Genomic DNA, 24,425 nt, shown 5'->3' on the forward strand with positions numbered 1-24,425 from the left:
TCGCCAGGAGGCGCGCCATGTCGTGCCAGGCGCTGAACGATCAGGCCGCTTCGGCCACGTCGGCCGGCGGGGCCACGTCGTGCGTGGTCTCCGGCAGCCAGGGCTTCCACGACGCGGGGATCGTGGGGCTGGCGACGTGGATGAAGACCTGCGGGTGCGGGGCCGTGGGCCGCGTGCGCGGGATCATGTTCGCCTTCTCGGGCATCAGGTCGCCCTTGCGGCGGTTGCACGGCGCACAGGACGCGACGATGTTGTCCCACTCGGACGAGCCGCCCTTGGAGCGCGGGATCACGTGGTCCACCGTGAGGTTGGAGCGGGCGCCGCAGTACTGGCACGTCCACCCGTCGCGGGCGAAGACGGCCCGCCGCGTGATCTTGCGGCGGTGCGCGTCGCGCGGCACCTTCACGTACGAGACGAGGCGGATGACCATCGGCCGCGGCATCTGCGTGTGCTCGCTGCGCAGCGCCCACGTCGCATGCTCGATGACCTCGGCCTTCTGCTTGAGGAGGAGCACCGTCGCGCGCCGCACCGTGCAGACGTTGATCGGCTCGAACGTCGCATTGAGAACCAGCACCCGACCAGCAGCACGTTCGCGCCGCTGGTGCTGAGGCGGCGCGAACCCAACTGGAGCTGGTGGGACAGCAGATCCCATGGCGCAGCGCGAAGTGTAACCGTGCCGGCGGCGTCAGCGTCCGATCGCGTGGAGGGGTGGCGCGGACGGGTACGAACCCAGCACGCGCACCACGTCGCACTGCACGCGCAGCGCGTCGACCGCGCCCACGACGCGCGGATCGTCGATCCCGCCCTCGAGATCGAGGAAGAAGAGGTAGTCCCCGAGCCGGTCCTTGCGCGGGCGAGACTCGATGCGCGTGAGGTTCACCCCGCGCGAGGCGAACTCCGTCAGGCAGCCCGCCAGCCATCCTGGCGCGCCCGCGCCGGCCCCGGCGAAGACGATCGACGTCTTGGTCAGGGGCCCGCGCGGCGGCGTGCCGACCGGCGCGAGCCAGGCGAACCGCGTGGCGTTCCCCGAGATGTCCTCGATGCCGTCGCGGAGCACGACGCAGCCGTAGAGCGAGGCGGCGAGCGTGGTTCCGATGCCGGCCCAGCCCTCGTCGCCGCGCTCGCCCGCGACGCGGACGGCCTCGGCGGTCGACGTCCACGCGACCTGGCGCGCGGCCGGCAGCTCCTCGCGCAGGAACGCCGCGCACTGCGCGAGCGCCTGCGGGTGCGAGACGACGACCTGCACGTCGGTCAGCTCCACGCCCGGCGCGGCCGACAGCGCGTGGCGGACCGGGAGCACGGCCTCCCCCACGATCGTCACGTCGGGGGCCCGCGCGGCGAGCGTGTCGATGGTGACGTCGACCGACCCCTCGCTGGCGCTCTCGATCGGCGCCAGGCCGCGCTCGGTCGTCCCGTCCTGCACCGCGAGCACGATCTCCGGGATCGTCGCGAGCGGGACGCCCTCGACCGCGTCGCCGACGACGCCGGTGGAGGCGAGCAAGGCGGCCTCGGTGAACGTCCCGGGCGGCCCGAGGTAGGCGGCGCGCAGCGGCCCGCCGCCGGAGACGCTCACTCCGCCGAGGCGGGCGCGGACATCGCGGTCCGCACCGCCTCCTCCTCCTCGGGCGCGAGCTCCAGCTCACCGCGCCCCTCGCGCACCTGCTTGGCGTAGACGCGCGCCTGGTCGCGGTGGTGGATCGAGGAGATGACGATCCCCGACCCCTGCGCGTCGAGCAGCGCGATCGACGTCGACTGGCGCCCGGACATCTCGTTGTAGGCGTCGAACCGCACCAACGAGCGGTAGGCGATCGCGTTGTCGAGCCGGGCTTCGGCGTCGGCCAGCCGCTCGTCGATCGCCCCATGGACGACGTCGACGTGGTCGCGCAGCGCCGCGAACGCCTCGTCGATCTCCGCCGCGTGCTGGACGAGGTCGCGCTGGCCGTACGCGCCGAGCACGGCGGACTGCGCGGCGCGCAGCCGGCGCAGCTGCACGGTCAGCACGATGATCCAGACCAGGCCGAGGAACGCCAGGCCCGCCGCGGCCAGCGCGACGATGCCCGTGGTGCTGCTCAGCTCGTCCATCCCGCCGGAACGCTAGCGCTAGCTCTGGAACAGCACGGTGTAGGTCTGACGGTTGTTGTCCGTCTTCTCCTCGCCGGGCACCTTCGCGACGGACACGGTCACCTGGACGGCCGAGCCGATCGTGGGCGTGCTCTCGATCGGGATCGCGATCTCGGCGTTCGTGCCCGGCTGCGTCGAGTCGATCGTGCGGCTGGCGGTGATCGGCTTGCCGGAGCCGGAGATGCGGACGGAGACCTTCACGTCCTCCTCCGGGTTCTCGCCCTGGTTGGCGACCGTCACGTTGAGCGCCAGCCCGGAGCCCGCGGCCACGCGGTTGACGACCTCGCCCGGCTGGAGCGTGGTGTCGCCGATCGCGACGCTCACGAGCCCGTGGCCGTGGAGGCCCGGCGCCACGTCGCCCTCGTCGGCCGAGCCGGAGTCGGCGCCGCCCCCGCCGCCCCCGCCGAGCGCGTCGGCCACGGTGCTCGGCTCGAGCCACGTCAGGTCGGGCAGGAACTGCGAGTCCTGCTGGTCGTCGCCGAGGTTCCGGTCCTTCAGCGCGTCCGTGATGTACGGCAGCACGCGCTGCTTGTAGACCACGTCCGACGCGAGGAACTGCTGCATCTGCGCGGCGATCTGGGTCTGGGCGACCTCGGCCTCCTCGCTGTCGGCGAGCGCCGTGCGCACCTGGCGGGCGATCTGGCGCACGCCCGTCTCGCGGAGGTCGAGCGTGAGGAGCAGGTTGTGCTGCGCGTCCGTCAGCTCGTCGGGCGTGTCGAAGCCCTTGGCCTCGTCGAGCTGGCGCGCGGCGACGCTGGCGAGCTGGTTGATCTGCGTCTCCAGCTCGACCGGCGACTGGCCGGACTGGCCGAGCAGGTCGAACAGCGGCCGGCTGACGTCGCGGTCGGACTGCGCCACGACCGTGCCGACGTCGCGGTTGTAGTCGCGCAGCTGGCTCTCCGCCGCCGAGTTGACACACGCCCGCACGCCGATCGCGAAGACGATGATGAGCAGGACCCCGAAGGCGAGCGCGATGAGCCGCCGCTGCCGGATCGCCGGATCGACCCCTGCGCCGCGCGGGCGTGGGCCACCACCGCCGCTCCCGCCGCCGCGCCCAGCCGAAGGGGCCCGTCGTGTGCGGGGCTGCGCGCGGGTGGGGGGCTCGTCGCCCTCGTCGAAGAAGGACAAAAAGGTCGCTCCTAGCGGAGATTCGTACTGCCGAGCATGACACGCGGTCCGGGCGGACCTCACGCTGCAAGTTCCATGCCAGCGTCTGGAACCCTGCACGGCACGGAAGGTCCAGGGTGACAGGCAGCGAAGGGCGAACGCGGTGCACCAGCGCGACACGCTCCAGATGACGGCCGACGAGCCTCCGCTCGTGCTCGACCGCTACCGGCTGCTCCGGCGGCTGGGCAGCGGCGGCTTCGGCACGGTCTGGCACGCGCACGACGAGCGGCTCGACCGGCCGGTCGCGGTCAAGCGCATCCCGCTGGACGACGACGAGGAGAACCCGCGCGCCCAGCGCGAGGCGCTCGCGGCCGCGCGGCTGAGCCATCCGGCGATCGTCGCGCTGTACGAGGCGGGCCGCGACGACGACGCGTACTACCTGGTCTCGGAGCTCGTGCACGGCGCCACGCTGGCCGAGCTGGAGCGCGAGGGCGCGCTGTCGGACCTCGACGTCGTGCAGATCGGCGTCGCGCTGTGCGAGGCGCTGTCCCACGCGCACGCGCGCGGGGTCGTGCACCGCGACGTCAAGCCGGGCAACGTCATGGTCGCCGACGACGGCAGCGCCAAGCTCACGGACTTCGGCATCGCGCGGCTGCTCGACTCGTCGGCGCTCACCCGCACCGGCGACGTGGTCGGGACGATCGCCTACATGGCGCCCGAGCAGGCGGAGGGCCGGCGCGTCACCGCCGCCGTCGACCTCTACGCGCTCGCGCTCGTGCTCTACGAGGCGTTGAGCGGCACGAACCCGGTCCGGGCCGAGGGCGCGGGCGCCACCGCGCGCCGCGTCGGCATGCGCCTGCCGCCGCTCCAGCGCCTGCGCCGTGACCTGCCGCCCGACCTGTGCGAGGCGATCGACGCCGCGCTCGACCCGGCGCCCGAGGAGCGCGGGACGCTCGCGCAGCTGCGCGAGGCGCTGCAGGACGCCGAGAACGAGGTCGACGACGAGCCCGGGACCGTCGATGCTCCGGCGGTCGAAGGGCTCGTGGAGCGCACGCGCGTGTGGCGCGACCGCCTCGAGGACCGGCGCGAGCGCCGCGCCGCCCGGCTGGAGCCGCTGCCGCCGGAGGGCGAGGGGTGGGCCGAGGAGGCGGCGCCGCAGGTGCGCGCGCGCCGGTGGCGGCGCCAGGACGACCTCGCCCGCCCGGCAGCCCCGCTGGGCCCCGACGCCCCGCAGTGGCAGGGCGCGGGCGCACTGGCCGAGGCCCCGCGCCGGCGCCCGCGGACGACGCCGCTGGGCCGCGTCTTCGCGGGCGTGTCCGCCGCGGGCCTGACCGCGTGGGCGTGCGCCGAGCTCCCCGTCGACCTCACGCTCGGCGGCACCGTCGTCGCGCCCGAGACGGCGCTGATCGCCGCCGCCGTCGGGGCCGCCGTCGCGCTGCTGCCCCGGCTCGGCTGGCTGGCGGCCTTCTTCGCGCTCGCGATCCTCATCGGGCCCGAGCGGGCCACGCTCCTCGCGGCAGCGGCGGCGCTGCCGGTCGTCGTGCTCGTCCCGCGCCACGGCGCGCTGTGGTCGCTCCCCGCGCTGGCGCCCGCGCTCGACGCGCTGACGATCGCCGGCGCGTACCCCGCACTGGCCGGCCAGGCGCGCACCGTCATCGCCCGCGCGGCGCTCGGCGCCGCCGGCGCGTGGTGGATCGCGATCGGCACCGTCATCACCGACGACAAGCCCGATCTCGGCGTGCTCGGCGAGCCCAGGACGCTCGCGCTCGCCGCGCTTTGGGCGGCGGCCGCGGCGGTCCTGCCCTACCTCGTGCGGGGCCGCGACGCGCTCACCGACGCCCTCGCCGCGACGGCCTGGGCGGCCGCGCTGGCCGCCGCCACACCGGCGGTCGGCGACGCGCTCGGCACGACGCTTCCCGCCAACCCGGCGCCCTCGGCGGCCCTGGGTGCGGGCCTCGCGGTCGCCGCGGCGGCGTGGCGCCGCACGACGACCCCGTAGCATGGACCCGCGCCCTGAAGAAGGGCGGATCGTCGCATGTCCGTGCTCAGGAACCTCGAGAGCAAGATCGCCGGCCTCGTCGAGGGGACGTTCGGCCGCGTCTTCAGGAGCGAGGTGCGCCCGGTCGAGCTGGCCCGCGGCCTCGTCAAGGAGATGGATCAGCACAAGACCGTCTCGGTCTCGCGCGTGTACGTCCCGAACGAGTACGTCGTCTGGCTCTCGCCCGAGGACCGCGCCCGCTTCGACGGCGTCGAGCACGAGATCGGCGACGAGCTGGGCGCCTACCTGCTGGAGCACGCGCGGCGCGAGAAGCTCGCGCTCGTCAGCCGCCCCGAGGTGACGTTCCAGACCGACGAGGCGCTCAACCTCGGCGAGTTCGGCATCCAGGCGCGGCTCGTGCGCGCGCGCGAGAACGTGAGCGAGCCCAAAGCCGAGCAGGGCGACCACGGCCACACGATGGTCTACAGCACCTCGCAGCGCATCCAGGAGGAGCTCGACAACTCGTCCCGCCCACCCCGGGAGGCGGCTGGCCGGCCGATGGTGCTGGCTGAGGGCAAGCGCATGCTCGTCGGCCGCAGCGGCGCGGTGCTCGGCCGCAGCCGCGAGTCCGACATCACGCTCAACGACCCGAACGTCTCGCGCCGCCACGCCGAGATCCGCGCCGACGGCCGCGGCGGGTGGATCGTGGAGGACCTCGGATCGACCAACGGCGTGAAGGTGAACGGCCGCCGCATCAGCGGCCCGACGCCGATCGAGTCCGGCGATCGTCTCGCCCTGGGCACCGCCGAAGTCCGGTTCGTGGTGGAGTAGGGGTACGACCGCCGCGTGCTCGATCCCGTCTCCGTCGCGCTCAAGTTCGGCTTCCTGGCCGTCCTGTACCTCTTCCTGCTCTGGCTCGCCCGCAGCGCGCTCAAGGACCTGCGGCGCGGCGCCGGTCCCCAGCCGGCCTACGCGGGCGGGGTCCAGCGCGCCGAGCCGGTGCCGGCGGACGCGACCGGTATCCACCGCCTCTCCGACCAGCCGTTCCTCGTCGTCGAGACCGCCGTCGGCCACCAGCCGGGCTCGCGGTACGACGTGAGCGCCGGCGCGACCATCGGCCGCGGCGACGTGGAGATCGTCCTCGAGGACCCGTTCGCGTCCTCCAAGCACGCCCGTCTGCAGCGCCAGGGCGGCATCATGGTGATCGAGGACCTCGGCTCCACCAACGGCACCTACCTCAACGAGGAGCTGCTGACCGGCCCGCAGCCCCTGCACTCGGGCGACCGGGTGCGCATCGGCGACTCCGTCTTCTCGTTCCAGTCGTGATGCTGCGCGTCGCAGAGGAGTTCCACGGGACCCACACGGGTCAGCAGCGCCGGGCGAACGAGGACTCGCTCTACGCGCGCAACCCGCTGTTCGCGGTCGCCGACGGCATGGGCGGCGCGCAGGCCGGCGAGATCGCGTCGTCGATGGCCGTCGAGGTGCTGGCCGGCGGGCTGCCGGACCTGCCGGACGGCTCGGACGCGACGCTGGAGGAGCGGCTCGCGGACCGGATCCACGAGGCGAACGAGCGCATCCACGAGCGCGCCCGCACCGACGAGCGGTGCGCGGGGATGGGCACGACGATGACCGTCCTGCTCGTCGGCGAGGACGAGATCACGATCGCCCACGTCGGCGACTCGCGCGCCTACCTGCTGCGCGACGAGGAGCTGAGCCGCCTCACGCGCGACCACTCGCTCGTCGAGGAGCTCGTCGAGCAGGGCCGGCTGTCGCCCGAGGAGGCCAGCCGCCACCCGCAGCGCAGCGTCATCACGCGCTCGGTCGGGCCCGAGGCGCGCGTCCAGGTCGACACGCTCACCACCGGCGCGCGCGACGGCGACGTCTTCCTCATCTGCTCCGACGGCCTGACGACGATGATCGACGAGCCCGAGGTGCGGCAGATCCTGCTCGACGCTGGCTCGCTCGAGGAGGCCGGGCACGCGTTGATCGACGCCGCGAACGCCGCGGGCGGGCGCGACAACATCACGGTGGTGCTCGTCCGGCTGGAGGACGTCGCGAAGGCGGGGGCCGCGGCGGGCGAGGCTGACACGCAGGTCACGAGCCACGGCGACGACACGCTGCGCACGAGCGACGTGCAGGCGGCCATCGCCGCCCACGAGCGCGACACCGCGCGCAGCGCCACGGCGACGGCGGAGCGCCCGGCGCGGGAGCCGCGCGCGCGCCGCCTGGAGCCGATCGCGCCCGACGCGGGCGGCGGCGACCAGCCCAAGAAGCCGCGCAAGTGGCTGCGCCGGCTGGCGATCGTCTCCGCGTTCGTCGGCTTCTTCGCGTTCCCGGTCACGTTCGGCGCGTACGTCGCGCTGCGCGCCGTCTACTTCGTCGGCGCCGACGACCAGGGCTTCGTGACGGTCTACCGCGGGCTCCCGTACGAGCTGCCGCTGGGGATCGACCTCTACGGCGAGAACTACACCTCGCCCATCCCGGTCTCGCAGGTGCCGACCGGGCGACGAGCGGCGGTGGTCGACCAGTCGTTGCGCTCCCAGAAGGACGCGTACGACCTCGTCCGCCAGCTCGAGCTGGGCCAGGTGCAGGGGACCCGGTGAGCGCCCGGAACCGCGAGCTGCTGGCCCTCGTGCCCGCGGCGCTGCTCGTCGCGTGCGGGTTCGCTGCCGTCTTCCTGCAGCAGGACGAGCTGCACGCCGAGGTCTCGAACCTCTCGCTCACGATCGCCGCGTGGTTCCTCGGCCTCTGCCTGGCCGCGCACGTGATCATCCGCTTCACGCTCCCGCACGCCGATCCGTACCTGTTCCCGCTGGTGGCGATCCTGGCCAGCGTCGGGCTGGTCGAGATCTACCGCATCGACGAGACGCTCGCGCGCGACCAGGCGACGTGGTTCGTCGCCGGCCTTGTCGTCTTCGCCGCGACGATCGTGCTGCTGCGCGACTACCGGCCGCTGGAGCGCTACCGGTACACGATCGCGCTGGCCGGCATCGTGCTGCTGCTGCTGCCGCGCGTGCCCGGCCTGCAGGCGCAGGTCAACGGCGCGTACCTCGGCGTCAAGGCCGGGCCGATCACGTTCCAGCCCGCGGAGCTGGCGAAGATCTGCATGATCATCTTCCTGGCGAGCTACCTGCGCGACACGCGCCAGGTGATGCAGCAGAAGCTCCGGATGAAGGACCTGGCGCCGCTGCTCGTCATCTGGGGCGCGTCGATGGTGCTGCTCGTCTTCATCCGCGACCTCGGCTCGTCGCTGATGTTCTTCGGCGGCTTCCTCGCGCTGGTCTACGTGGCGACGAACCGCATCTCGCTCGTCGCGATCGGGCTCGGGATGTTCGCGGCGGGCGCGGCGTTCTTCGCGAGCACCGTCAGCCACGTGCAGGACCGCATCGACGCGTGGCAGCACCCGTTCGACCGCGCGCTGTACGAGGCGCAGACCGGCGGCAGCTACCAGATCGCCAACTCGCTCTTCGCGCAGGCCGACGGCGGGCTGTTCGGCGCGGGCCTCGGCCAGGCGCTGCTGGAGCCGCGCTCGATCCTGCCTGCGGCCGAGACCGACCTGATCTACGCGCTCATCACGAACGAGCTCGGGCTCTTCGGCGCCGCGGGGCTGATCGGCATCTACCTGTTCATCGTCCAGCGCGGCTTCAAGACCGCGATGCTGGCCGACGACTCGTTCTCCAAGCTGCTGGCGACCGGGCTCACCGCGGTCTTCGCGCTCCAGGTGTTCGTGATCGTCGGCGGCGTGACGAAGCTGATCCCCCTGACCGGCGTGACGCTGCCGTTCGTCTCCTACGGCGGCTCGTCGATCGTCGCGAACTTCATCCTGCTCGCGCTGCTGCTCACGGTCTCCAACCGGGCGAGGGCGCCGCGATGAACACGCCGATCGTCCGCCTGTTCGCGGTCATCATGGTGCTGTTCGGCCTCCTCGTCGCGTGGACGTCGCGGTGGACCGTGTTCGAGCAGGAGGAGCTGCAGGACAACGCCCGCAACCAGCGCAACCTGCTGGAGGAGCTGCGCATCCCGCGCGGGCCGATCCGCGCGCGCGACGGCCAGGTGCTCGCGCGCTCCACCGAGCGCGAGGACGGCACCTACGTCCGCCGCTACCCGACGAACGAGCTGTTCGGGCATCCGGTCGGGTACTCGTTCGCGACGCTCGGCCGCTCGGGCCTGGAGCGCGAGTACAACGACGAGCTGCTCGGCGAGGAGGACGCCGTCTCGACGGTGCTCGACCAGATCGCCGGCAAGGACCAGGTGGGCAACGAGCTGCGCACGACGCTCGACCCCGGCGCCCAGCGCGTGGCGACGCAGGCGCTCGGCGGGCGCCGCGGCGCGGTGGTGGCGCTGGAGCCGCAGACGGGCAAGGTCCGCGTGATGGCCAGCGAGCCCGGGTTCGACCCGAACGCGCTGCGCGAGGAGAACTCGCTCGGGGCGATCCCGGACGGCGCGGCGGTCAACCGCGCGACCCAGGGGCAGTATCCGCCCGGGTCGACCTTCAAGGTGGTGACTGCCGTGGCCGCGCTCGACACCGGGAAGTTCACGAAGGACTCGACGTTGAACGGGGACTCCCCGAAGACGATCTCGGGCACGCCACTGGCCAACTCGGGCGGGCGGAGCTTCGGCACGATCCCCCTCACGACCGCGCTGACGAACTCCGTCAACACCGTCTGGGCGCAGGTCGGGGAGGACCTCGGCGGCGAGACGATGCAGGAGTACATGGAGCGGTTCGGCTTCTACTCCCGCGTGGAGGTCGACCTGCCCGCCGACGAGCGCGCGTCGAGCGGTGTGCGCGTCCCCGGCCGCGAGCGCTTCGTGAAGGTCGACAACCCCGCGGTCGACGTCGGGCGCGTCGGGATCGGCCAGGGCGGCCTGCTCGCCACGCCGCTCCAGATGGCGCAGGTCGCGGCGGCGGTGGCCAACGACGGGGAGCTGATGAAGCCGCAGATCGCCGACCGCGTCGTGGACCGCGAGGGCCGCACGGTGGAGGACATCGAGCCCGAGGAGCAGGGCCGCGTGATGAAGGCCTCGACGGCGCGCGAGGTGGGCGACATGATGGCCAACGTCGTGCGCGAAGGCACCGGCACCGCGGCCGCCCTCCAGGGCGTGTCGGTGGCGGGCAAGACGGGCACGGCCGAGCGGAACGTGCAGACGGATCTCAACCAGCCCTGGTTCATCGCCTTCGCGCCGCGGGAGAACCCGCGGATCGCCATCGCGGTGACGATCGAGGAGTCCCAGGGCGGGCAGGGCGGCACGGTGGCCGCCCCGGTGGCGAAGCAGGTGCTCCAGGAGCTCTTGGATTGAGTGGGATGACGCAGGACACGGTGGTCGACGGCCGGTACAGGATCGTCAGCCGGATCGGCTCGGGCGGGATGGCGGACGTCTGGTGCGCGGAGGACCTCCAGCTCGGCCGGCAGGTCGCGCTGAAGCTGCTCCACCGCCGCTTCGCCGAGGACCCGGACTTCGTCGAGCGCTTCCGCCGCGAGGCGTCGAGCGCCGCCGGCCTGCAGCACCCGCACGTGGTCTCCGTCTACGACCGCGGCGAGTGGGACGGCACCTACTACATCGCGATGGAGTACCTGCAGGGCGAGACGCTCAAGCAGCTCATCCAGCGCGAGGCGCCGCTCGAGCCCGAGCGCGCGATCGGCCTGGCCATCCAGATCCTGCGCGCCGCGCGGTTCGCGCACAAGCGCGGCATCGTCCACCGCGACCTCAAGCCGCACAACGTCATCGTCGACGCCGAGGGGCGCGCGAAGGTCACCGACTTCGGCATCGCCAAGGCCGGCGCGTCGGACATGACCGAGACGGGCTCGATCATGGGCACCGCGCAGTACCTGTCGCCCGAGCAGGCGCAGGGCCACGCGGTCGACGGCAAGTCGGACCTCTACGCCGTCGGGATCATCCTCTACGAGATGCTCACCGGCTCGGTGCCGTTCGACGGCGACAGCGCGGTGACGATCGCGCTGAAGCAGGTCTCCGAGCCGCCGGTCCCGCCCAGCCACCTCAACCCGAACGTCGCGCCGCAGCTCGAGGCCGTGATCGGCCGCGCGCTGGAGAAGGACCCGGCCGCGCGCTTCGCCGACGCGGACGAGATGATCGCCGCGCTGGAGGCGGCCCGTGACGGCGTCGGGCCGATCGACGGCGGCTTCCCCACCTCCGCGTTCGCGCCGGTGGCGGTCGAGGGCGAGCTGGCGCCCGTGCTGCCCGAGCCGTCCTCCAACCGCAAGTGGTGGATCTGGGGCACGCTCGCCGCGGTGCTGCTCGCCGGGGCGATCGTCGCCGCGATCCTGCTCACGCAGGAGGAGAAGCGCGCCGTCCCGGACGTGACCAGCGCCGACGTCGCCTCGGCGGCGCGGCGGCTGCGCAACGACGGCTTCAAGCCGGTGGTCGAGCGCGTGCGCAACGAGCGCCCGCGCGACCAGGTCATCGGCCAGGATCCTCAGCCCGGGGTGGAGCTCGCGGTGGGCGAGGAGGTCACGCTGACGGTCTCCGACGGGCCGGGCACGCGCGCCGTGCCGGACGTGGAGGGCCGGACGCGCGAGCAGGCGCGCAAGGCGCTGCGCGACGCCGGCTTCCGCGTGCAGGAGCGGCGCGAGCCGAGCGACGACGTCGAGGAAGGCCGCGTGATCCGCACCGTGCCGACCGCCGGCGCGGAGGTCGGCGTCGGCTCGACGGTGACGCTCGAGATCTCCGACGGGCCCAGGCAGGTGACCGTGCCCGACGTCGTCGGGCAGGACGTCGCCGACGCGCGCGAGGCGCTCGACGCCGTCGGGCTGACCGCGGACGTCACGCGCGAGGAGAGCGAGGACGCCGAGCCCGGGGAGGTCCTGCGCCAGGATCCTGGGGCCGACGAGACGGTCGAGGCGGGCAGCGCGGTCGCGCTCGTCGTGGCCGAGGAGCCCGAGGCGGTGGAGGTGCCGGACGTCACCGGTCGCGACGCGACCGAGGCCGCGTCCGCGCTGTCCGCCGCCGGGCTGGAAGCGAACGTGGAGGAAGTGGACGTGACCCGCCCGAGCCAGGACGGCGTCGTGCAGCGGCAGAACCCGCGGGCCGGGACGCGCATCGAGCGCGGCCGCCGCGTGACCATCACCGTCGGGAAGTTCGAGCCCGACCTGAACCCGGATCCGGACGCCGAGACGACCCCGGACACCGAGACGACCCCGGACACGGAGACGACGCCCGGCACCACCACCGGCGCGTCGGACCCCTCCCAGGGCGGCGGGGCGAGCGACACGGCGGGGGCGCGCCGATGAGGGTCGCGGTCCTCTCCGGCGGGCGCTCGTCCGAGCACGAGGTCTCGCGCCGGTCCGGCGCGTCGGTGCGCCACGGCCTGGCGCACGTCGGCCACGACGTCCTCGACGTCGAGCTGCGCCGCGACGGGACGTGGTGGCACGACGGCGAGGAGGTCGAGCTGCGCGCCGGGCGCGGGCTGCTCGACGCCGACGTCGCGTTCCCGATCCTGCACGGGCCGTTCGGCGAGGACGGCACGGTGCAGGGGCTGCTCGAGCTGCTCGACGTCCCGTACGTCGGCTCCGGCGTCGCCGCGAGCGCGCTGTGCATGGACAAGCTCCTGCTCAAGGACCTGATGGCGCAGACGGGCATCCCGCAGGTCGACTACGCGCGGCCCGAGGACGGGCTGGAGCGGATCGCCGCGCTGGGGTTCCCGTGCTGGGTCAAGCCCGCGCGCCTGGGCTCGTCGGTCGGCATCGTCAAGGTCGAGCGGATCGAGGACGTCGAGGAGGCCGTGCGCGTCGCGCGCGAGCACGACCCGCGCGTCATCGTCGAGGCGCACTCGGGCGGGCTGGAGGTCGAGATCTCCGTGCTCGGCGACGAGGCGGCCGAGCCGGGCGAGATCGTCCTGACCGGCGACGGCTGGTACGACTACGAGGCCAAGTACACGCCGGGCGGCATGGAGCTGCAGGTGCCCGCGCGCATCTCCGAGAGCGCGCGCGACCAGGTGCGGGAGCTGGCCGTCCGCGCGTTCCAGCTCGCCGGCTGCGAGGGCCTGGCCCGGGTCGACTTCTTCGTGGACGGGGACACCGTGCTGCTCAACGAGCTCAACGTCATGCCCGGCATGACCGAGACGAGCGTGTGGGGCAAGCTGTGGGAGGCCGCCGGCCTGCCGTACCCGGAGGCGCTCGACCGGCTCTGCCAGCTGGCCGTCGCGCGGTTCGAGCGGGAGCGGGCCTACCGCTTCTGAAGCCGGTAGAGGCGGAGCTCGCTGACCTCGGCGGCAGGCTTCCCCTCTGGCAGCTCGGTGATCCAGAGCAGGTAGTAGCGGTACCGGTTGCCGGCGGTCTCGAGCTCGACTCGCTCGCCGTCGGCGATGGTCCGCGCGTTCGCCAGCCGCACCCACGCGTCGTCGTCGAGCTGCGCGGGCGGGGTGCCGCTCGTCGTCCCGTAGACCTCGGCGGTGAAGCCCGGCGTGGGGGTCGCGACGGTCATCATCGCGGCCGCGACGCCCGGGTCGGCGTCGACCATGATCCCGACGCCCTCCTTCGTGAGGCCGTCGGGGTACGTCTCGGTCGACCACGTCGAGCTGTCGTCGCGGTCGACGACCGCGGTGGCCTCGTCGGCGTGCTCCCCGTCGCCGCCGAGCGGGTCGTAGTCGTCGGCGTTCGACTGGCCGAGCGACACGGCCGCCAGCTCGGTCGACGGCGCCGGCTCGGCGTTGCGGCCGATGTTGCTGCCCGTGCCCTTCTCCGTCTCCTTCGCGCCGAAGACGACCACGACGACCACGACGGCGACGATCGCCACCACGAGCGCGACGACCGCGAGCATCGACGTGCGCAGCCGCAGCGGGACGCGGCGCCGGGCGCTGGGCGGGAGCGTGCGCAGGACGGTCGTCGCCTCGCCGGTCGCGTGGCCCGAGCGCGCCGTCTCGATCGCCAGCACCTCCTCGAGGTCGGCGATCAGCTCGCGGTCGTCCTGGTAGCGCTTGCCCAGGTCCTTCGCGGTCGCCTTGTCGAGCACCGCGGCGAGCGCCGAGGAGACCTCGGGCCGGTGGAACTGGATGTCCGGCAGCTCCTCGCGGACGTGCTTCATCGCGACGGCGATCTGGTTCTCGCCGTGGAAGGGCACGTCGCCGACGAGCATCTCGTAGAGGACGACGCCGAGCGAGTAGAGGTCCGACTGGCCGGTGACGGGGTGGCCGAGCGCCTGCTCGGGCGAGACGTAGTCGGTCGTGCCGAGCACGCGGCCGTCGGCCGTCAGCCCGTCCTGCTCGAGCGTGCGGGCGATGCCGAAGTCGGTGACCTTGGCCGAGCCCTCCTCGTCGATCATGACGTTCTGCGGCTTGACGTCGCGGTGGACGATGCCGCGGTCGTGCGCGGCGCCCAGGGCGCGCGCGATCTCGATCGCGTAGGCGAGCGCCTCCGGCACCTGGAGGCCGCCGTAGCGGCGGATGCGCTCCTTCAGCGTCTCGCCCTGGATGTACTCCAGGACGATGTACGGCATGCCGTCGTCCTCGCCCGCGTCGATGACGCCGACGACGTGCGGGTGGTTGAGCTGCGCGACGGCCCGCGCCTCGCGCCGGAAGCGCTCGAGCTGGTCGGGGTTGTGGGCGATGTCGCGGTGCATGAGCTTCACCGCGACCTGGCGCTCGAGCACGGTGTCGAACGCCCGGTAGACCGTGGACATGCCGCCGGTCCCGATCTGGGCGTCGAGGCGGTACCGCCCGCTCAGGCTCGTCCCGACGTACGTGCTCACGACCCCTATTGTGCCTGTCCTCCGGGCCGGAGCTGGGAGGTGGCGTGCGTCAGCGCCTGGAGGCCCGCGCGAGGCGCCGTTGCTCGGCGCGCCGGAGGTCCAGCCCGGCGCGCGACTGCACGACGACCTGGTGCGCGCCGGGGGCCGCGCCGTACCGCGCGGCGCGGCGTGCGAGCCGGATCGCGCGGACGTACGCGCCCGCGCGCTGGGCGGCGCGAGCGTCGTTCACCAGCCTGCGGCTGATCTGCGCGCGGAGGGCCGGGACCTTGGCGGGGTCGGAAGCCTTCGCGAGCCGCACGGCGGTGCGGTACTCGCCGGCGCGGACGGCGACCTGCGCCTGCTCGAGCGGCGTGGCGACCGGCACGGTCGTGACGTTGCGTGTGGGCTCGGCGCCGATCGACGGGATGACGAAGAAGCCCGCGAGGAGGACCGGGAGGACAAACGCCACGGCGGCCGCGAGGGACGGCGGGACCTGCCGTGGCGGCATCAGGTCGCGCACCTCGGCGTTCGCGGGGCGCGGCTGCGCGATCGTGAGCGTGATCCAGTCGCCGGGCGCGGCCGTCCACAGGTCGGGTGAGACGTCGAGGCCGGCGCGCTCGAGCACCTGCTGGATGCCCTTGCGCGCGCGCACGGTGAGCTTCCCGCGCCCGAAGGCGTCGCCCAGCGCGTTGAGCGAGATGCGCATCGTGCCGCCCGCGTCCTCGACGGAGCGGCGCAGGCCCTTCGCTGCGGTCAGCCCGTTCACCTCCGCTAACGATACGCCGCGGCCCGGCGCGACTCCTGCCGGGCCGGGCGCGCGGTCAGCGGCGGCTTACGCGGCCGGGAGGGCCAGCACGATCCAGAACGGCGACGCGGCGTCGCGGCCCGGGACGATGAACGGCATCCCGCTCGGCTGGTTGAAGTGGTGCAGCTCCACCGGCCCGCGGACGGCGGTGGCGGCCGCCTGCAGCTCGTGCTCGAACTGCTCCAGCGTCCAGTCGTTGACGTGGTGGTGGTTGAGGTGCGAGCCGTGGAACTGCGGGTTCGGGAACGAGGCCAGCAGCGCCGGGGCGGCGGTGAAGACGTTGCGCAGCGCCGCCGGGCAGTCGTCGAGGTGCTCGGCGATCTCGAACATGATCGCCGCTTCGGCCTTCGGCAGCGGGTTGCGGCAGACGTCGAAGCCGTAGGTCAGCTCGGCGCCGCCCGGCCACGACGGATGCTCGCCCGGGCCCGGCTGCCACAGGTCGAACCCGCGAACGCGGCGGGCCGTCCAGGTCAGCATCTCCGAGCCGTACGCCGTGCCGCACCCGACGTCGAGGACGTCGCGGTTCGCGAACAGGCCGATCGCCATCGAGTAGCGCATGGCGTGCTCGGACATCGTGCTCGTGCTCGGCATGCCGGGGAAGGCGCGCTCCGGCATCAGCGGGTCGTCGCCGCCGAGGGTGCGCGACTCGCGCCACGCGCCGTCGGTCGCCGCGGTCGTCTCGACGGCGGGCGCCAGCGCGGCGAGGTTCTCGCGGGCGTCGGCGTTCGCCGGGTCGAGCGTGAGCGTCGCCTGCAGCAGCGTGCGGGCGTCGTCGTGGTCGCCGAGCTGGGCGAGGACGACGGCGAGGTCGTTGATCGCCTCGGAGCCGACCGCGCCGGCGGCGGCGCGGCGCAGCAGGTCACGCGCCGTGGCGGCGTCGCCGGCCTCGAAGGCGGCGATGCCGTCGGCGTGCAGCTGCTCGGCGGACGGATCGGTGATGCGAAGGGACACGGTTGGGCTCCTCGGGGGACTCGGAGACGAAGGGGGCTAGCGGACGCGCTGGAGGAAGCCGCCCGGGTGGCAGCTGACGCCGTAGATCTCGAGGTCGCGGCGGACCTCGAAGTCGCTGCCCTGCGGCGTGGAGAGCCACATGTGCAGCGCGGGCAGGACGCCGCGCACCCAGTGCGGGCTGATGCGGAGGTCCTCGACGTCGACGACGCCGTCCTCGATGACGAAGAAGCCGCCGACCGGCACGAGGTCCGCGTACAGCTCGAGCGCCGCGTGCGTGGTCGAGTAGATGTGCGCGGAGTCCTCGATCACCCACACGTTGGTACCCGGCGCGATGAGCGAGCCCACCTGCGCCCGGATGGCCGGATCGCAGACGTCGCCCTCGATGACGGTGATCGAGGAGGCGTGGTCGGGATCGACGCGCTGGAGGTTCGCGCGGGTGTGCGAGGTGTCGATGTCGACGCAGATGACCTGGGGGTCGGGCCCGATCAGGCCGTACTGCGAGAGCGTGCGCAGGCGGTCGCGGAACCACAGCGTGGAGGCGCCGTACTGCGAGCCGAGCTCGACGATGACGTCCGGCTTCTGCAGCCCGAGCAGGTGCTCGTAGACGCGCAGGTCCTCCGGGAACTTGGAGAGCGGGACGCCCAGGTAGTTGTCGGACGTGTGCTGGACCAGGCGGTCGCGCCAGTAGTCGCGGACCGAGCCGTCCTTGTGCGCGGCGACCGCGGGCGGGAGCTGCTGGCGCCACGAGTCGTCGCGCGCGGGCGCGGGGAGGCCCGCCGGGCCGACGGCGGCCGAGATGTGCTCGAGGTTGCGCGCGAGCGCGTCGTTGGCGCCGCCGATCACCAGCGCGGCGCGCAGGAGCGCCTCGGCCGCGGCGGAGTCGCCCGTGCTGTGGCACAGGACGGCGAAGTCGTTGAGGTCCTCGAGGTCGAGGTGCTCCGCGAGCATGACGCGAAGCAGCTCGCGGGCGTCGTCGACGCGCCCCTCTGCGAGCGCCTCGGCGGCCTGCTGGGTCTGCTCGGTCATACGTCGTCCTTCCGCGCGCGGTCGATCATCTGGCCAGGTCATCGGCCCGTTGCTCGCGTGCTTGAGCACCTACGATGCGCCGATGCCCGCAACCCCCCGCGCGTCGATCGTCATGGTGGCCTGGGGCAAGCGCCCCGTGACGGAGGCGACCCTCGCGACGCTCGAGACCGCGCTGGGGCCCAAGCTCCACACCGAGTTCGAGCTCGTCCTGGTCGACAACAACTCGCCGGACGACACGCTCGACCTCTTCGCGGTGTGGGAGCGCAAGGGCGCGACGGTCGTGCGCCTGCCGGAGAACCGCAACTTCGCGGGCGGCTGCAACGCGGGCGCGGAGGTGTCGCGCGGGGAGGTCGTCCTCTTCCTCAACAACGACATGGTCTTCTTCCCCGGCGTCCTGGAGGCGCTGGTGGAGAACGCGCTGGAGCCGGACGTCGGGATGGTCGGCGCGCGGCTCGTGTTCCCCGACGGGGGGATGCAGCACGGCGGCGTGGTGTGGCGCAAGTTCGGCGACGTGCCGACGGGCGTCCACCTCTTCCACTTCGAGGCCGGCGACCTGCCGCACGGTGCGGCGACGTACGACCTGGACGCGGTCACCGGCGCGTGCATGGTCATGCGCAAGCAGGTGTTCGCGGACGCCGGCGGGTTCGACGGCTGGTTCGTCAACGGCCTCGAGGACGTCGACCTGTGCGTCAAGGTGCGGCTGAAGGGCCTGCGCATCGTGTACCGCGGAGACCTCTGCCTCGTCCACCTGGAGAGCGCGACCCGCAGGGGCCAGACCGATGTCGCGCGCGAGAACATCCGCCGCTTCAACGAGCGCTACGCGGGCGCGTTCGACGACGACAGCGAGCTGATCCGCGACCTGTTCGACGGCGAGCTCTCGGTCGGCGACTACGTCGACACGATGCTCCTCCACGCGGAGGGCGCCGCGGTCACCGTGGACGGCGCGCTGAGCAGCCTGGCCGGCGAGTCCGCGGAGGGCCGTGCGCTGCTCGCCGCCCTCCAGCAGGGGGGCTTCGCGCCGGCGGCGATCGACCGCCAGCCGATCTGGGTGACGCCGCGCCTGAGCGCCGACGAGCGGCGCCTGCTCGAGCACACCCGCAAGCGCGTGATGTCCCCGCTGGGCCTCAGGGTCCACGTGCCCGCCGGGCGGTTCGCCATGCTGGAGGCGGGCGAGGGCGTGATCACCCGGCTCGCGCGGATGCCCGGCCGCAAGGCCGCGCTCGGCCGCCAGGGCGCGTGGGCGGCGACGCCGTGGCTGGCCGACGAGCTCATCGCGGCGGGCCTGCGGCGCGAGCGCGTCGCCTGGCTGCCGCCCGGCATCCCGATCGTCCCCGCCGGGCGCGGCGGCGCCGGCGTGCTCGTGCTGCTCGGCGGCCACGACCTGCCCGCGGCCGCGCGCACGCTCGGGGCGCTCGCAGGTCTGCGCGCGTCGGTGCGCGTGCTGCCGCTCGTCCGCACGCCGCAGCTCGAGCGGCTCGCGGGCGAGCACGGCGCGGAGGTGGTGGGGCCACTGACGCCCGAGCACGAGATCGCCGCGCTCGGCGGGCAGGCCGACGTCGTCGTCGCGGCCGACGACACCGACCCGTTCGACCGGCGCGTGCTGCTGTGCGCGGCCGCCGGCGCGACGCCACTGACCGTGACGCGCGGCGCGGCCGCCGCGGTGATCGGCGAGCACGTCGTGGTGCCCGCGGTCGCGGCGGCGCACGTGGAGGCGGCGCTGGAGCGGTCGCAGGACCGCACCGCCAGCGCGCACCCGGTGCGCGAGACGTGCGCGCCCGGCGTCGTCGCCGCGCGGGTCGGGAAGCTCGTGGAGGCGGCGTCGCGGTGGCTGGACGGCGAGGAGCTCGCCGACCTCATCGCGACGACGTAGGCGCGGCTCAGCCGAGCCGGACGTAGCCCAGCGCGCCGCCGCCGTCCGGGCCGTACGTGCGCTGCGAGACCTTGTCGGAGGAGTTGCCCTCGATCGTGTTGATCTTGCCGTCGGGCGTGACGGACTCGACCACGCCGATGTGCTCGTCCCAGACGATGAGGTCGCCCGGCTGCGGCTTGGCGTTCGCGGCCGGGATCGCCTTGCCGGCGCTCTGCGCCCAGGCGTAGAGGGCGTCGACGGAGCCGAAGCCCTCGCCGTTGTTGCCGACGGGCACGCCCGCCTGCTTGGCCGCCCACGAGGTGAAGTACGCGCACCACGGGCCCGGGCCGGGCGCGCCGGCGGTCGCGGAGCGGAACTCGGCGATGCGCGGCGAGTCGTTCGAGCCGGGCGGCTGCTCGGCCACGCCGACCTCGGGCTTCACCGCGGCGACGATCTTCTCCCCGACCGTGCCGGCGCCGGTCAACCCGAACGGGGCGACGGCGGCGGTGGCCACCGGGGCCTGGGCCGAGGTGAGCGCGGACGCGAACTTCTTGGCGTCGGCCGCGGACACCTGAGCGGTGGGGGTTGTCGTCTGCGCCACGACGGGCGCGCGGAGGACGGGGCTCATGGCGGACTGCAGCTCGGAGACTCGCGCCATCACGGCTTCGATCGACATCGCCTTGGTGATCGGTCAGGTGGGAGGGCGGTTGAGTGGCGTGGCGCACAAGAACGCAGAAGGGCGGGCCCGAAGGCCCGCCCGTCTGCAGCTCATCCCCCGATGAGGCTTGGTGCTACAGGCTGCTCAGACCTAGCGCAGGAGCGACAGGACGCCCTGCGAGGACTGGTTGGCCTGGGCCAGCATCGAGGTGCCGGCCTGCGAGAGGATCTGGAGCTTGGAGAAGTTGACCATCTCCTGCGCCATGTCCACGTCGCGGATGCGGCTCTCGGACGCGGTCAGGTTCTCCTGGTACGTCGCGAGGTTGTTCAGACGGTGCTCGAGGCGGTTCTGAACGGCACCCAGGTCGGCACGCGCGGTGGAGACGTCCTGGATGTACTGGTCGATCGTGCCCGTGGTGGCGGTGCCGAGCGAGATCGTCGCCGGAACCTTGGAGCCGAGGGAGAAGGCAGCGGCCGTGATCTTCTCGCCATCGGCGCCCACGACGAAGTCGAAGGAGGAGCCGGCGAGGAGCTTGTTGCCGTTGAACTTCGTCTCGGTGCCGATCGCGCTGATCTCCGAGGACAGGGCGGTGACCTCGGACGCGATGGCGGTCTTGTCCTGAGTCGACAGGGTGCCGTTGTCGTACTGCACCTTGAGCTCACGGACGCGGTTCAGCATCGAGTGGACCTCGGTGAGGGCACCCTCCGCGGTCTGGACGAGCGAGATGCCGTCGTTCGCGTTGCGCTGAGCCTGGTTGAGACCCGAGATCTGCGCGCGCATCTTCTCCGAGATGGCGAGCCCGGCAGCGTCATCCGCCGCGCGGTTGATCCGGTACCCCGACGAGAGCTTCTCCATCGCCTTCGCGGACTTCGACGAAGTGCCGGTCAGGTTGCGATGGGCGTTGAACGCCTCGACGTTGTTCTGGATACGGAGGGCCATGGCTTACGTCTCCTTGACGTGGTGGGGTGGTTCCCGGACGACTCCGTGTCGTCCTTCCGGTGGAGTCATCGGCGCCTTCGACCAGGAGTTGAGGGCGACCGCCGCGCATCTGGACGCGACCTGGACGACGGCCGCCCGAGAACGACGAAGGGCGGCCCCGAAGGGCCGCCCTCATCGGTACGGCAGGTCGGTCGACCGGGCCTAGCGGAGCAGCGAGAGCACGCCCTGCGAGGACTGGTTGGCCTGGGCCAGCATCGAGGTGCCGGCCTGCGAGAGGATCTGGAGCTTGGAGAAGTTGACCATCTCCTGCGCCATGTCCACGTCGCGGATGCGGGACTCGGACGCGGTCAGGTTCTCCTGGTACGTCGCGAGGTTGTTCAGACGGTGCTCGAGGCGGTTCTGGACCGCACCCAGGTCGGCACGCGCGGTGCTGACGTCCTGGATGTACTGATCGATCGTGCCGGTGGTCGCGGTGCCGAGGGAGATCGACGCCGGGACCTTCGAGCCCAGCGAGAACGCGGCAGCGGAGATCTTCTCACCGTCGGCGCCCACGACGAAGTCGAAGGAGGAGCCGGCGAGGAGCTTGTTGCCGTTGAACTTCGTCTCGGTGCCGATCGCGGAGATCTCGCTCGACAGAGCGGTGACCTCGGAGGCGATGGCGGCCTTGTCCTGCGCGTTGAGCGTGCCGTTGTCGTACTGGACCTTGAGCTCGCGGACGCGGTTCAGCATCGAGTGCACCTCGGTGAGGGCACCCTCCGCCGTCTGGACGAGCGAGACGCCGTCGTTGGCGTTGCGCTGCGCCTGCGCCAGGCCGCCGATCTGCGCGCGCATCTTCTCCGAGATGGCGAGCCCGGCCGCGTCGTCGGCGGCACGGTTGATGCGGTAGCCCGAGGACAGCTTCTCCATCGCCTTGGCCGACTTGGTGCTCGTGCCGGTCAGGTTGCGATGGGCGTTGAACGCCTCGACGTTGTTCTGGATGCGAAGGGCCATGCGTACGTCTCCTTGACGTGTGATGGACGGTCTCGGCGACTCCTTGTCGCCCTTACGACCGCATCACTCGGCGCCGGGCCCGCGGACATGAAGCACGCGCGGGCGGAACTGGACACCAATGGACGTCTGCGCGCCATAAAACGCGGAAGGGCCGCCCCGAAGGGCGGCCCTTGCCGCAACTCATCCCCCGATGAGGCTTACAACAGGTCGGTCAGACCTAGCGCAGGAGCGAGAGGACGCCCTGCGAGGACTGGTTGGCCTGCGCGAGCATGGAGGTGCCGGCCTGCGAGAGGATCTGGAGCTTGGAGAAGTTGACCATCTCCTGCGCCATGTCCACGTCGCGGATGCGGCTCTCGGACGCGGTCAGGTTCTCCTGGTACGTCGCGAGGTTGTTCAGCCGGTGCTCGAGGCGGTTCTGCACGGCGCCGAGGTCGGCACGCGCGGTCGAGACGTCCTGGATGTACGTGTCGATCGTGCCCGTGGTGGCCGAGCCCAGCGAGATCGTCGCCGGGACCTTCGAGCCCAGGGAGAACGCGGCGGCGGTGATCTTCTCACCGTCGGCGCCGACCACGAAGTCGAAGGACGAGCCCGCGAGGAGCTTGTTGCCGTTGAACTTCGTCTCGGTGCCGATCGCGGAGATCTCGGAGCTGAGCGCCGTGACCTCGGAAGCGATCGCCGTCTTGTCCTGGTCGCTCAGGGTGCCGTTGTCGTACTGCACCTTGAGCTCGCGGACGCGGTTCAGCATGGAGTGCACCTCGGTGAGGGCACCCTCCGCCGTCTGGACGAGCGAGATGCCGTCGTTGGCGTTGCGCTGAGCCTGGTTGAGACCCGAGATCTGCGCGCGCATCTTCTCCGAGATGGCGAGCCCGGCGGCGTCGTCGGCCGCGCGGTTGATCCGGTACCCGGACGAGAGCTTCTCCATCGCCTTGGCCGACTTGCTGCTGGTGCCGGTCAGGTTGCGGTGGGCGTTGAAAGCCTCGACGTTGTTCTGGATACGGAGGGCCATGCGTACGTCTCCTTGACGTGTGGGGTTGTCCCGAGCGACTCCATGTCGCTCCTACTTGCCTCCCGGTATTCGGCCCTTATGTCGCGGCCTTTATGACGTCTTCGCGCCACCTCCGCCGAACGTCCAGGCGGGTGGCGCGAAGACGCTCGCCCGCTACTGGATGACGGCGAACTTCATGCGCGCGAACGCCTCGGGCTGCTTGGCCACGAAGTGCTCCTGGTCGCGCGCGACCTGCTCGACCAGCCAGCGCTGCAGCTCCGGGGACTTCGTCCCCAGCGTCTGCGAGAGGCCGTGGCGGATCGTCGACTCCATCACCTGCACCGGCGGCTCGCCGGCGTCCTGGAGGCGCACCATCAGGTCGGTGTCCTGGAAGTGCACCACGAGGCGCGGGTCGAAGAACTCGCCGGGCGCGCAGCTGTGGCGGGCGATCGTCGCCTGCGTCATGCCGAAGCACCACGCGGCGAAGTCGGGCCGGTTGAAGCCCTCCAGCGTGTAGGGGAACGCGACGGAGGCGCCGCGGTCCAGCGCGGCGCGCAGCGGCTCCCACCAGCCGGGCAGCGGCTCGACGTCGTCGTTCATCACGACGACGTACGGCGCGCGCGCGGCGCGGATCCCGGCGTTGACCGGCGCGGCGAAGCCTTGGGGCGTGGGCCCGTTGTGCATCACGATGACCTCGTGCGCGACCGTCGTGTTCGCCGCGATCGCGTCGAGGCAGCCGCGGACGCGCTCGGAGGTCGCCTCCAGCGTCGGGATGACGATCGAGAGCTCGAGCGGGCGGTGCGGGTCGCCGTAGACGACCTGCGGGACGTCGATCGTGACGACCGAGGCGGGGACCGGCTTGACGGCGCCGCGGGCGGCGAGCGCCAGCGCGAGGCCGGTGAGGTCGGCGGCGGCCAGCGTGGCCGGCCCGGACGCTGCGAGCTCGGTGCGGCGGACGGCGAGCGCGTGGACGCCGTCGGCGCCGGACACGGCGCTCGTGACGGCGACGGTGCTCGGGGCCGCCAGCGCGGCGACGAGGGGCGCCAGCCAGTCGCCCTGCGGGCGCGCGTCGGCGCTGATGACCGCGAGGACGTCGTGGTCGGTGTTCGCGGCGCCGAGCGCGAAGGCGGCGACGACGGTGGCGGCGTCGCTCGAGCGCAGGACCTGGACGTCGCCCTCCACGCGCGCGAGCAGCGCGTCGAGCGCGCCCGCGGAGGTGTCGACGAGCACGACGTCGTGCGCCGGGGCCTCCGGCAGCTGGGCGAGGGCGGTCAGCGCGGCGAGCGCCTGGCTCTCGGTCTCGGGCAGGGGAACGATGACGGCGACGCGGTCCAT

At 72.8% G+C, this 24,425-nt stretch carries 22 protein-coding genes; 9 read left to right on the forward strand and 13 right to left on the reverse strand.

The window, feature by feature from the left end; all coding sequences use genetic code 11:
* Nucleotides 1-40: 40 nt before the first annotated feature.
* The 4 genes from AC1UE5_RS21695 to AC1UE5_RS21710 form a co-directional block, all read right to left on the reverse strand.
* Nucleotides 41-574, reverse strand: a complete 534-nt coding sequence (locus AC1UE5_RS21695; protein WP_482927480.1) for an HNH endonuclease — start codon at nucleotides 572-574, stop codon at nucleotides 41-43.
* A gap of 111 nt (nucleotides 575-685) precedes the next feature.
* Complete coding sequence (pheA, locus tag AC1UE5_RS21700) at nucleotides 686-1,573, reverse strand: prephenate dehydratase (protein WP_482927482.1); 888 nt, start codon at nucleotides 1,571-1,573, stop codon at nucleotides 686-688.
* The gene (locus tag AC1UE5_RS21705; protein ID WP_482927484.1) at nucleotides 1,570-2,082 is read right to left on the reverse strand and encodes a DUF4446 family protein; all 513 of its coding nucleotides are present in this window, start codon (nucleotides 2,080-2,082) and stop codon (nucleotides 1,570-1,572) included. The genes pheA and AC1UE5_RS21705 overlap by 4 nt, the downstream gene beginning before the upstream one ends.
* Nucleotides 2,083-2,100: 18 nt before the next feature.
* The gene (locus AC1UE5_RS21710; RefSeq protein ID WP_482927486.1) at nucleotides 2,101-3,249 is read right to left on the reverse strand and encodes a hypothetical protein; all 1,149 of its coding nucleotides are present in this window, start codon (nucleotides 3,247-3,249) and stop codon (nucleotides 2,101-2,103) included.
* A gap of 142 nt (nucleotides 3,250-3,391) precedes the next feature.
* Between AC1UE5_RS21710 and AC1UE5_RS21715 the strand changes: the two genes are divergently transcribed.
* Genes AC1UE5_RS21715 through AC1UE5_RS21750 form a run of 8 tightly spaced genes read left to right on the forward strand, consistent with a single transcriptional unit; the run spans nucleotide 3,392 to nucleotide 13,400 of the window.
* Nucleotides 3,392-5,227, forward strand: coding sequence for a serine/threonine-protein kinase (locus tag AC1UE5_RS21715; RefSeq protein ID WP_482927487.1), 1,836 nt, complete (start codon nucleotides 3,392-3,394; stop codon nucleotides 5,225-5,227).
* A 36-nt stretch (nucleotides 5,228-5,263) separates the two neighbouring features.
* Nucleotides 5,264-6,037, forward strand: a complete 774-nt coding sequence (locus AC1UE5_RS21720) for an FHA domain-containing protein (RefSeq protein WP_482927489.1) — start codon at nucleotides 5,264-5,266, stop codon at nucleotides 6,035-6,037.
* A gap of 15 nt (nucleotides 6,038-6,052) precedes the next feature.
* The gene (locus AC1UE5_RS21725; protein ID WP_482927491.1) at nucleotides 6,053-6,532 is read left to right on the forward strand and encodes an FHA domain-containing protein; all 480 of its coding nucleotides are present in this window, start codon (nucleotides 6,053-6,055) and stop codon (nucleotides 6,530-6,532) included.
* Nucleotides 6,532-7,809 carry a Stp1/IreP family PP2C-type Ser/Thr phosphatase gene (locus AC1UE5_RS21730; RefSeq protein WP_482927493.1) on the forward strand — a complete coding sequence of 426 codons (1,278 nt, stop codon included), beginning with the start codon at nucleotides 6,532-6,534 and terminating at the stop codon, nucleotides 7,807-7,809. The genes AC1UE5_RS21725 and AC1UE5_RS21730 overlap by 1 nt, the downstream gene beginning before the upstream one ends.
* Nucleotides 7,806-9,080: an FtsW/RodA/SpoVE family cell cycle protein gene (locus AC1UE5_RS21735; RefSeq protein ID WP_482927495.1), complete on the forward strand. Its 1,275-nt coding sequence runs from the start codon at nucleotides 7,806-7,808 to the stop codon at nucleotides 9,078-9,080. The genes AC1UE5_RS21730 and AC1UE5_RS21735 overlap by 4 nt, the downstream gene beginning before the upstream one ends.
* Complete coding sequence (locus AC1UE5_RS21740; RefSeq protein ID WP_482927497.1) at nucleotides 9,077-10,504, forward strand: peptidoglycan D,D-transpeptidase FtsI family protein; 1,428 nt, start codon at nucleotides 9,077-9,079, stop codon at nucleotides 10,502-10,504. The genes AC1UE5_RS21735 and AC1UE5_RS21740 overlap by 4 nt, the downstream gene beginning before the upstream one ends.
* A 5-nt stretch (nucleotides 10,505-10,509) precedes the next feature.
* Nucleotides 10,510-12,453, forward strand: a complete 1,944-nt coding sequence (locus tag AC1UE5_RS21745) for a PASTA domain-containing protein (RefSeq protein ID WP_482927499.1) — start codon at nucleotides 10,510-10,512, stop codon at nucleotides 12,451-12,453.
* On the forward strand, nucleotides 12,450-13,400 hold the full coding sequence (locus AC1UE5_RS21750) for a D-alanine--D-alanine ligase family protein (RefSeq protein WP_482927501.1): 951 nt from the start codon (nucleotides 12,450-12,452) through the stop codon (nucleotides 13,398-13,400). Before AC1UE5_RS21745 ends, AC1UE5_RS21750 begins: the two co-directional genes overlap by 4 nt.
* Here the strand turns inward: AC1UE5_RS21750 and AC1UE5_RS21755 are convergent.
* The 4 genes from AC1UE5_RS21755 to AC1UE5_RS21770 all read right to left on the reverse strand — a co-directional run bounded on the left by AC1UE5_RS21755 (nucleotide 13,388) and on the right by AC1UE5_RS21770 (nucleotide 17,669).
* On the reverse strand, nucleotides 13,388-14,908 hold the full coding sequence (locus tag AC1UE5_RS21755; RefSeq protein ID WP_482927503.1) for a protein kinase domain-containing protein: 1,521 nt from the start codon (nucleotides 14,906-14,908) through the stop codon (nucleotides 13,388-13,390). The genes AC1UE5_RS21750 and AC1UE5_RS21755 overlap by 13 nt on opposite strands.
* 49 nt (nucleotides 14,909-14,957) lie before the next feature.
* On the reverse strand, nucleotides 14,958-15,653 hold the full coding sequence (locus AC1UE5_RS21760) for a hypothetical protein (protein WP_482927505.1): 696 nt from the start codon (nucleotides 15,651-15,653) through the stop codon (nucleotides 14,958-14,960).
* Between the two features lie 66 nt (nucleotides 15,654-15,719).
* Nucleotides 15,720-16,643, reverse strand: a complete 924-nt coding sequence (locus AC1UE5_RS21765) for a tetratricopeptide repeat protein (protein WP_482927507.1) — start codon at nucleotides 16,641-16,643, stop codon at nucleotides 15,720-15,722.
* Nucleotides 16,644-16,679: 36 nt separating this feature from the next.
* On the reverse strand, nucleotides 16,680-17,669 hold the full coding sequence (locus AC1UE5_RS21770; RefSeq protein ID WP_482927509.1) for a CmcI family methyltransferase: 990 nt from the start codon (nucleotides 17,667-17,669) through the stop codon (nucleotides 16,680-16,682).
* Between the two features lie 82 nt (nucleotides 17,670-17,751).
* Between AC1UE5_RS21770 and AC1UE5_RS21775 the strand changes: the two genes are divergently transcribed.
* Complete coding sequence (locus AC1UE5_RS21775; RefSeq protein WP_482927511.1) at nucleotides 17,752-19,539, forward strand: glycosyltransferase family 2 protein; 1,788 nt, start codon at nucleotides 17,752-17,754, stop codon at nucleotides 19,537-19,539.
* Nucleotides 19,540-19,546: 7 nt separating this feature from the next.
* Here the strand turns inward: AC1UE5_RS21775 and AC1UE5_RS21780 are convergent, their stop codons facing one another.
* The 5 genes from AC1UE5_RS21780 to AC1UE5_RS21800 all read right to left on the reverse strand — a co-directional run bounded on the left by AC1UE5_RS21780 (nucleotide 19,547) and on the right by AC1UE5_RS21800 (nucleotide 24,425).
* Nucleotides 19,547-20,146, reverse strand: coding sequence for a CHAP domain-containing protein (locus tag AC1UE5_RS21780; protein ID WP_482927513.1), 600 nt, complete (start codon nucleotides 20,144-20,146; stop codon nucleotides 19,547-19,549).
* 180 nt (nucleotides 20,147-20,326) lie between these two features.
* Entirely contained in the window at nucleotides 20,327-21,115 is a 789-nt protein-coding gene (locus tag AC1UE5_RS21785) for a flagellin N-terminal helical domain-containing protein (protein WP_482927515.1), read from the reverse strand.
* A 201-nt stretch (nucleotides 21,116-21,316) separates the two neighbouring features.
* Nucleotides 21,317-22,105 carry a flagellin N-terminal helical domain-containing protein gene (locus AC1UE5_RS21790; RefSeq protein WP_482927517.1) on the reverse strand — a complete coding sequence of 263 codons (789 nt, stop codon included), beginning with the start codon at nucleotides 22,103-22,105 and terminating at the stop codon, nucleotides 21,317-21,319.
* A 217-nt stretch (nucleotides 22,106-22,322) separates the two neighbouring features.
* A complete protein-coding gene (locus tag AC1UE5_RS21795; RefSeq protein WP_482927519.1) occupies nucleotides 22,323-23,111 on the reverse strand; it encodes a flagellin N-terminal helical domain-containing protein in 789 nt (262 codons plus the stop codon).
* Nucleotides 23,112-23,264: 153 nt separating this feature from the next.
* Nucleotides 23,265-24,425, reverse strand: coding sequence for a glycosyltransferase family 2 protein (locus AC1UE5_RS21800; RefSeq protein WP_482927521.1), 1,161 nt, complete (start codon nucleotides 24,423-24,425; stop codon nucleotides 23,265-23,267).

It is taken from the genome of Parviterribacter multiflagellatus, assembly GCF_056863265.1.

What these genes read in the sequence shown, in the direction of transcription:
- AC1UE5_RS21730 (WP_482927493.1), top strand. Translation starts at nt 6,532, where the DNA reads ATGCTGCGCGTCGCAGAGGAGTTCCACGGGACCCACACGGGTCAGCAG.
- AC1UE5_RS21790 (WP_482927517.1), bottom strand. Translation starts at nt 22,105, where the DNA reads ATGGCCCTTCGCATCCAGAACAACGTCGAGGCGTTCAACGCCCATCGC.
- AC1UE5_RS21705 (WP_482927484.1), bottom strand. Translation starts at nt 2,082, where the DNA reads ATGGACGAGCTGAGCAGCACCACGGGCATCGTCGCGCTGGCCGCGGCG.
- AC1UE5_RS21750 (WP_482927501.1), top strand. Translation starts at nt 12,450, where the DNA reads ATGAGGGTCGCGGTCCTCTCCGGCGGGCGCTCGTCCGAGCACGAGGTC.
- AC1UE5_RS21800 (WP_482927521.1), bottom strand. Translation starts at nt 24,425, where the DNA reads ATGGACCGCGTCGCCGTCATCGTTCCCCTGCCCGAGACCGAGAGCCAG.
- AC1UE5_RS21775 (WP_482927511.1), top strand. Translation starts at nt 17,752, where the DNA reads ATGCCCGCAACCCCCCGCGCGTCGATCGTCATGGTGGCCTGGGGCAAG.
- AC1UE5_RS21795 (WP_482927519.1), bottom strand. Translation starts at nt 23,111, where the DNA reads ATGGCCCTCCGTATCCAGAACAACGTCGAGGCTTTCAACGCCCACCGC.
- AC1UE5_RS21780 (WP_482927513.1), bottom strand. Translation starts at nt 20,146, where the DNA reads ATGAGCCCCGTCCTCCGCGCGCCCGTCGTGGCGCAGACGACAACCCCC.
- AC1UE5_RS21770 (WP_482927509.1), bottom strand. Translation starts at nt 17,669, where the DNA reads ATGACCGAGCAGACCCAGCAGGCCGCCGAGGCGCTCGCAGAGGGGCGC.
- AC1UE5_RS21720 (WP_482927489.1), top strand. Translation starts at nt 5,264, where the DNA reads ATGTCCGTGCTCAGGAACCTCGAGAGCAAGATCGCCGGCCTCGTCGAG.
- AC1UE5_RS21785 (WP_482927515.1), bottom strand. Translation starts at nt 21,115, where the DNA reads ATGGCCCTCCGTATCCAGAACAACGTCGAGGCGTTCAACGCCCATCGC.
- AC1UE5_RS21740 (WP_482927497.1), top strand. Translation starts at nt 9,077, where the DNA reads ATGAACACGCCGATCGTCCGCCTGTTCGCGGTCATCATGGTGCTGTTC.
- AC1UE5_RS21745 (WP_482927499.1), top strand. Translation starts at nt 10,510, where the DNA reads ATGACGCAGGACACGGTGGTCGACGGCCGGTACAGGATCGTCAGCCGG.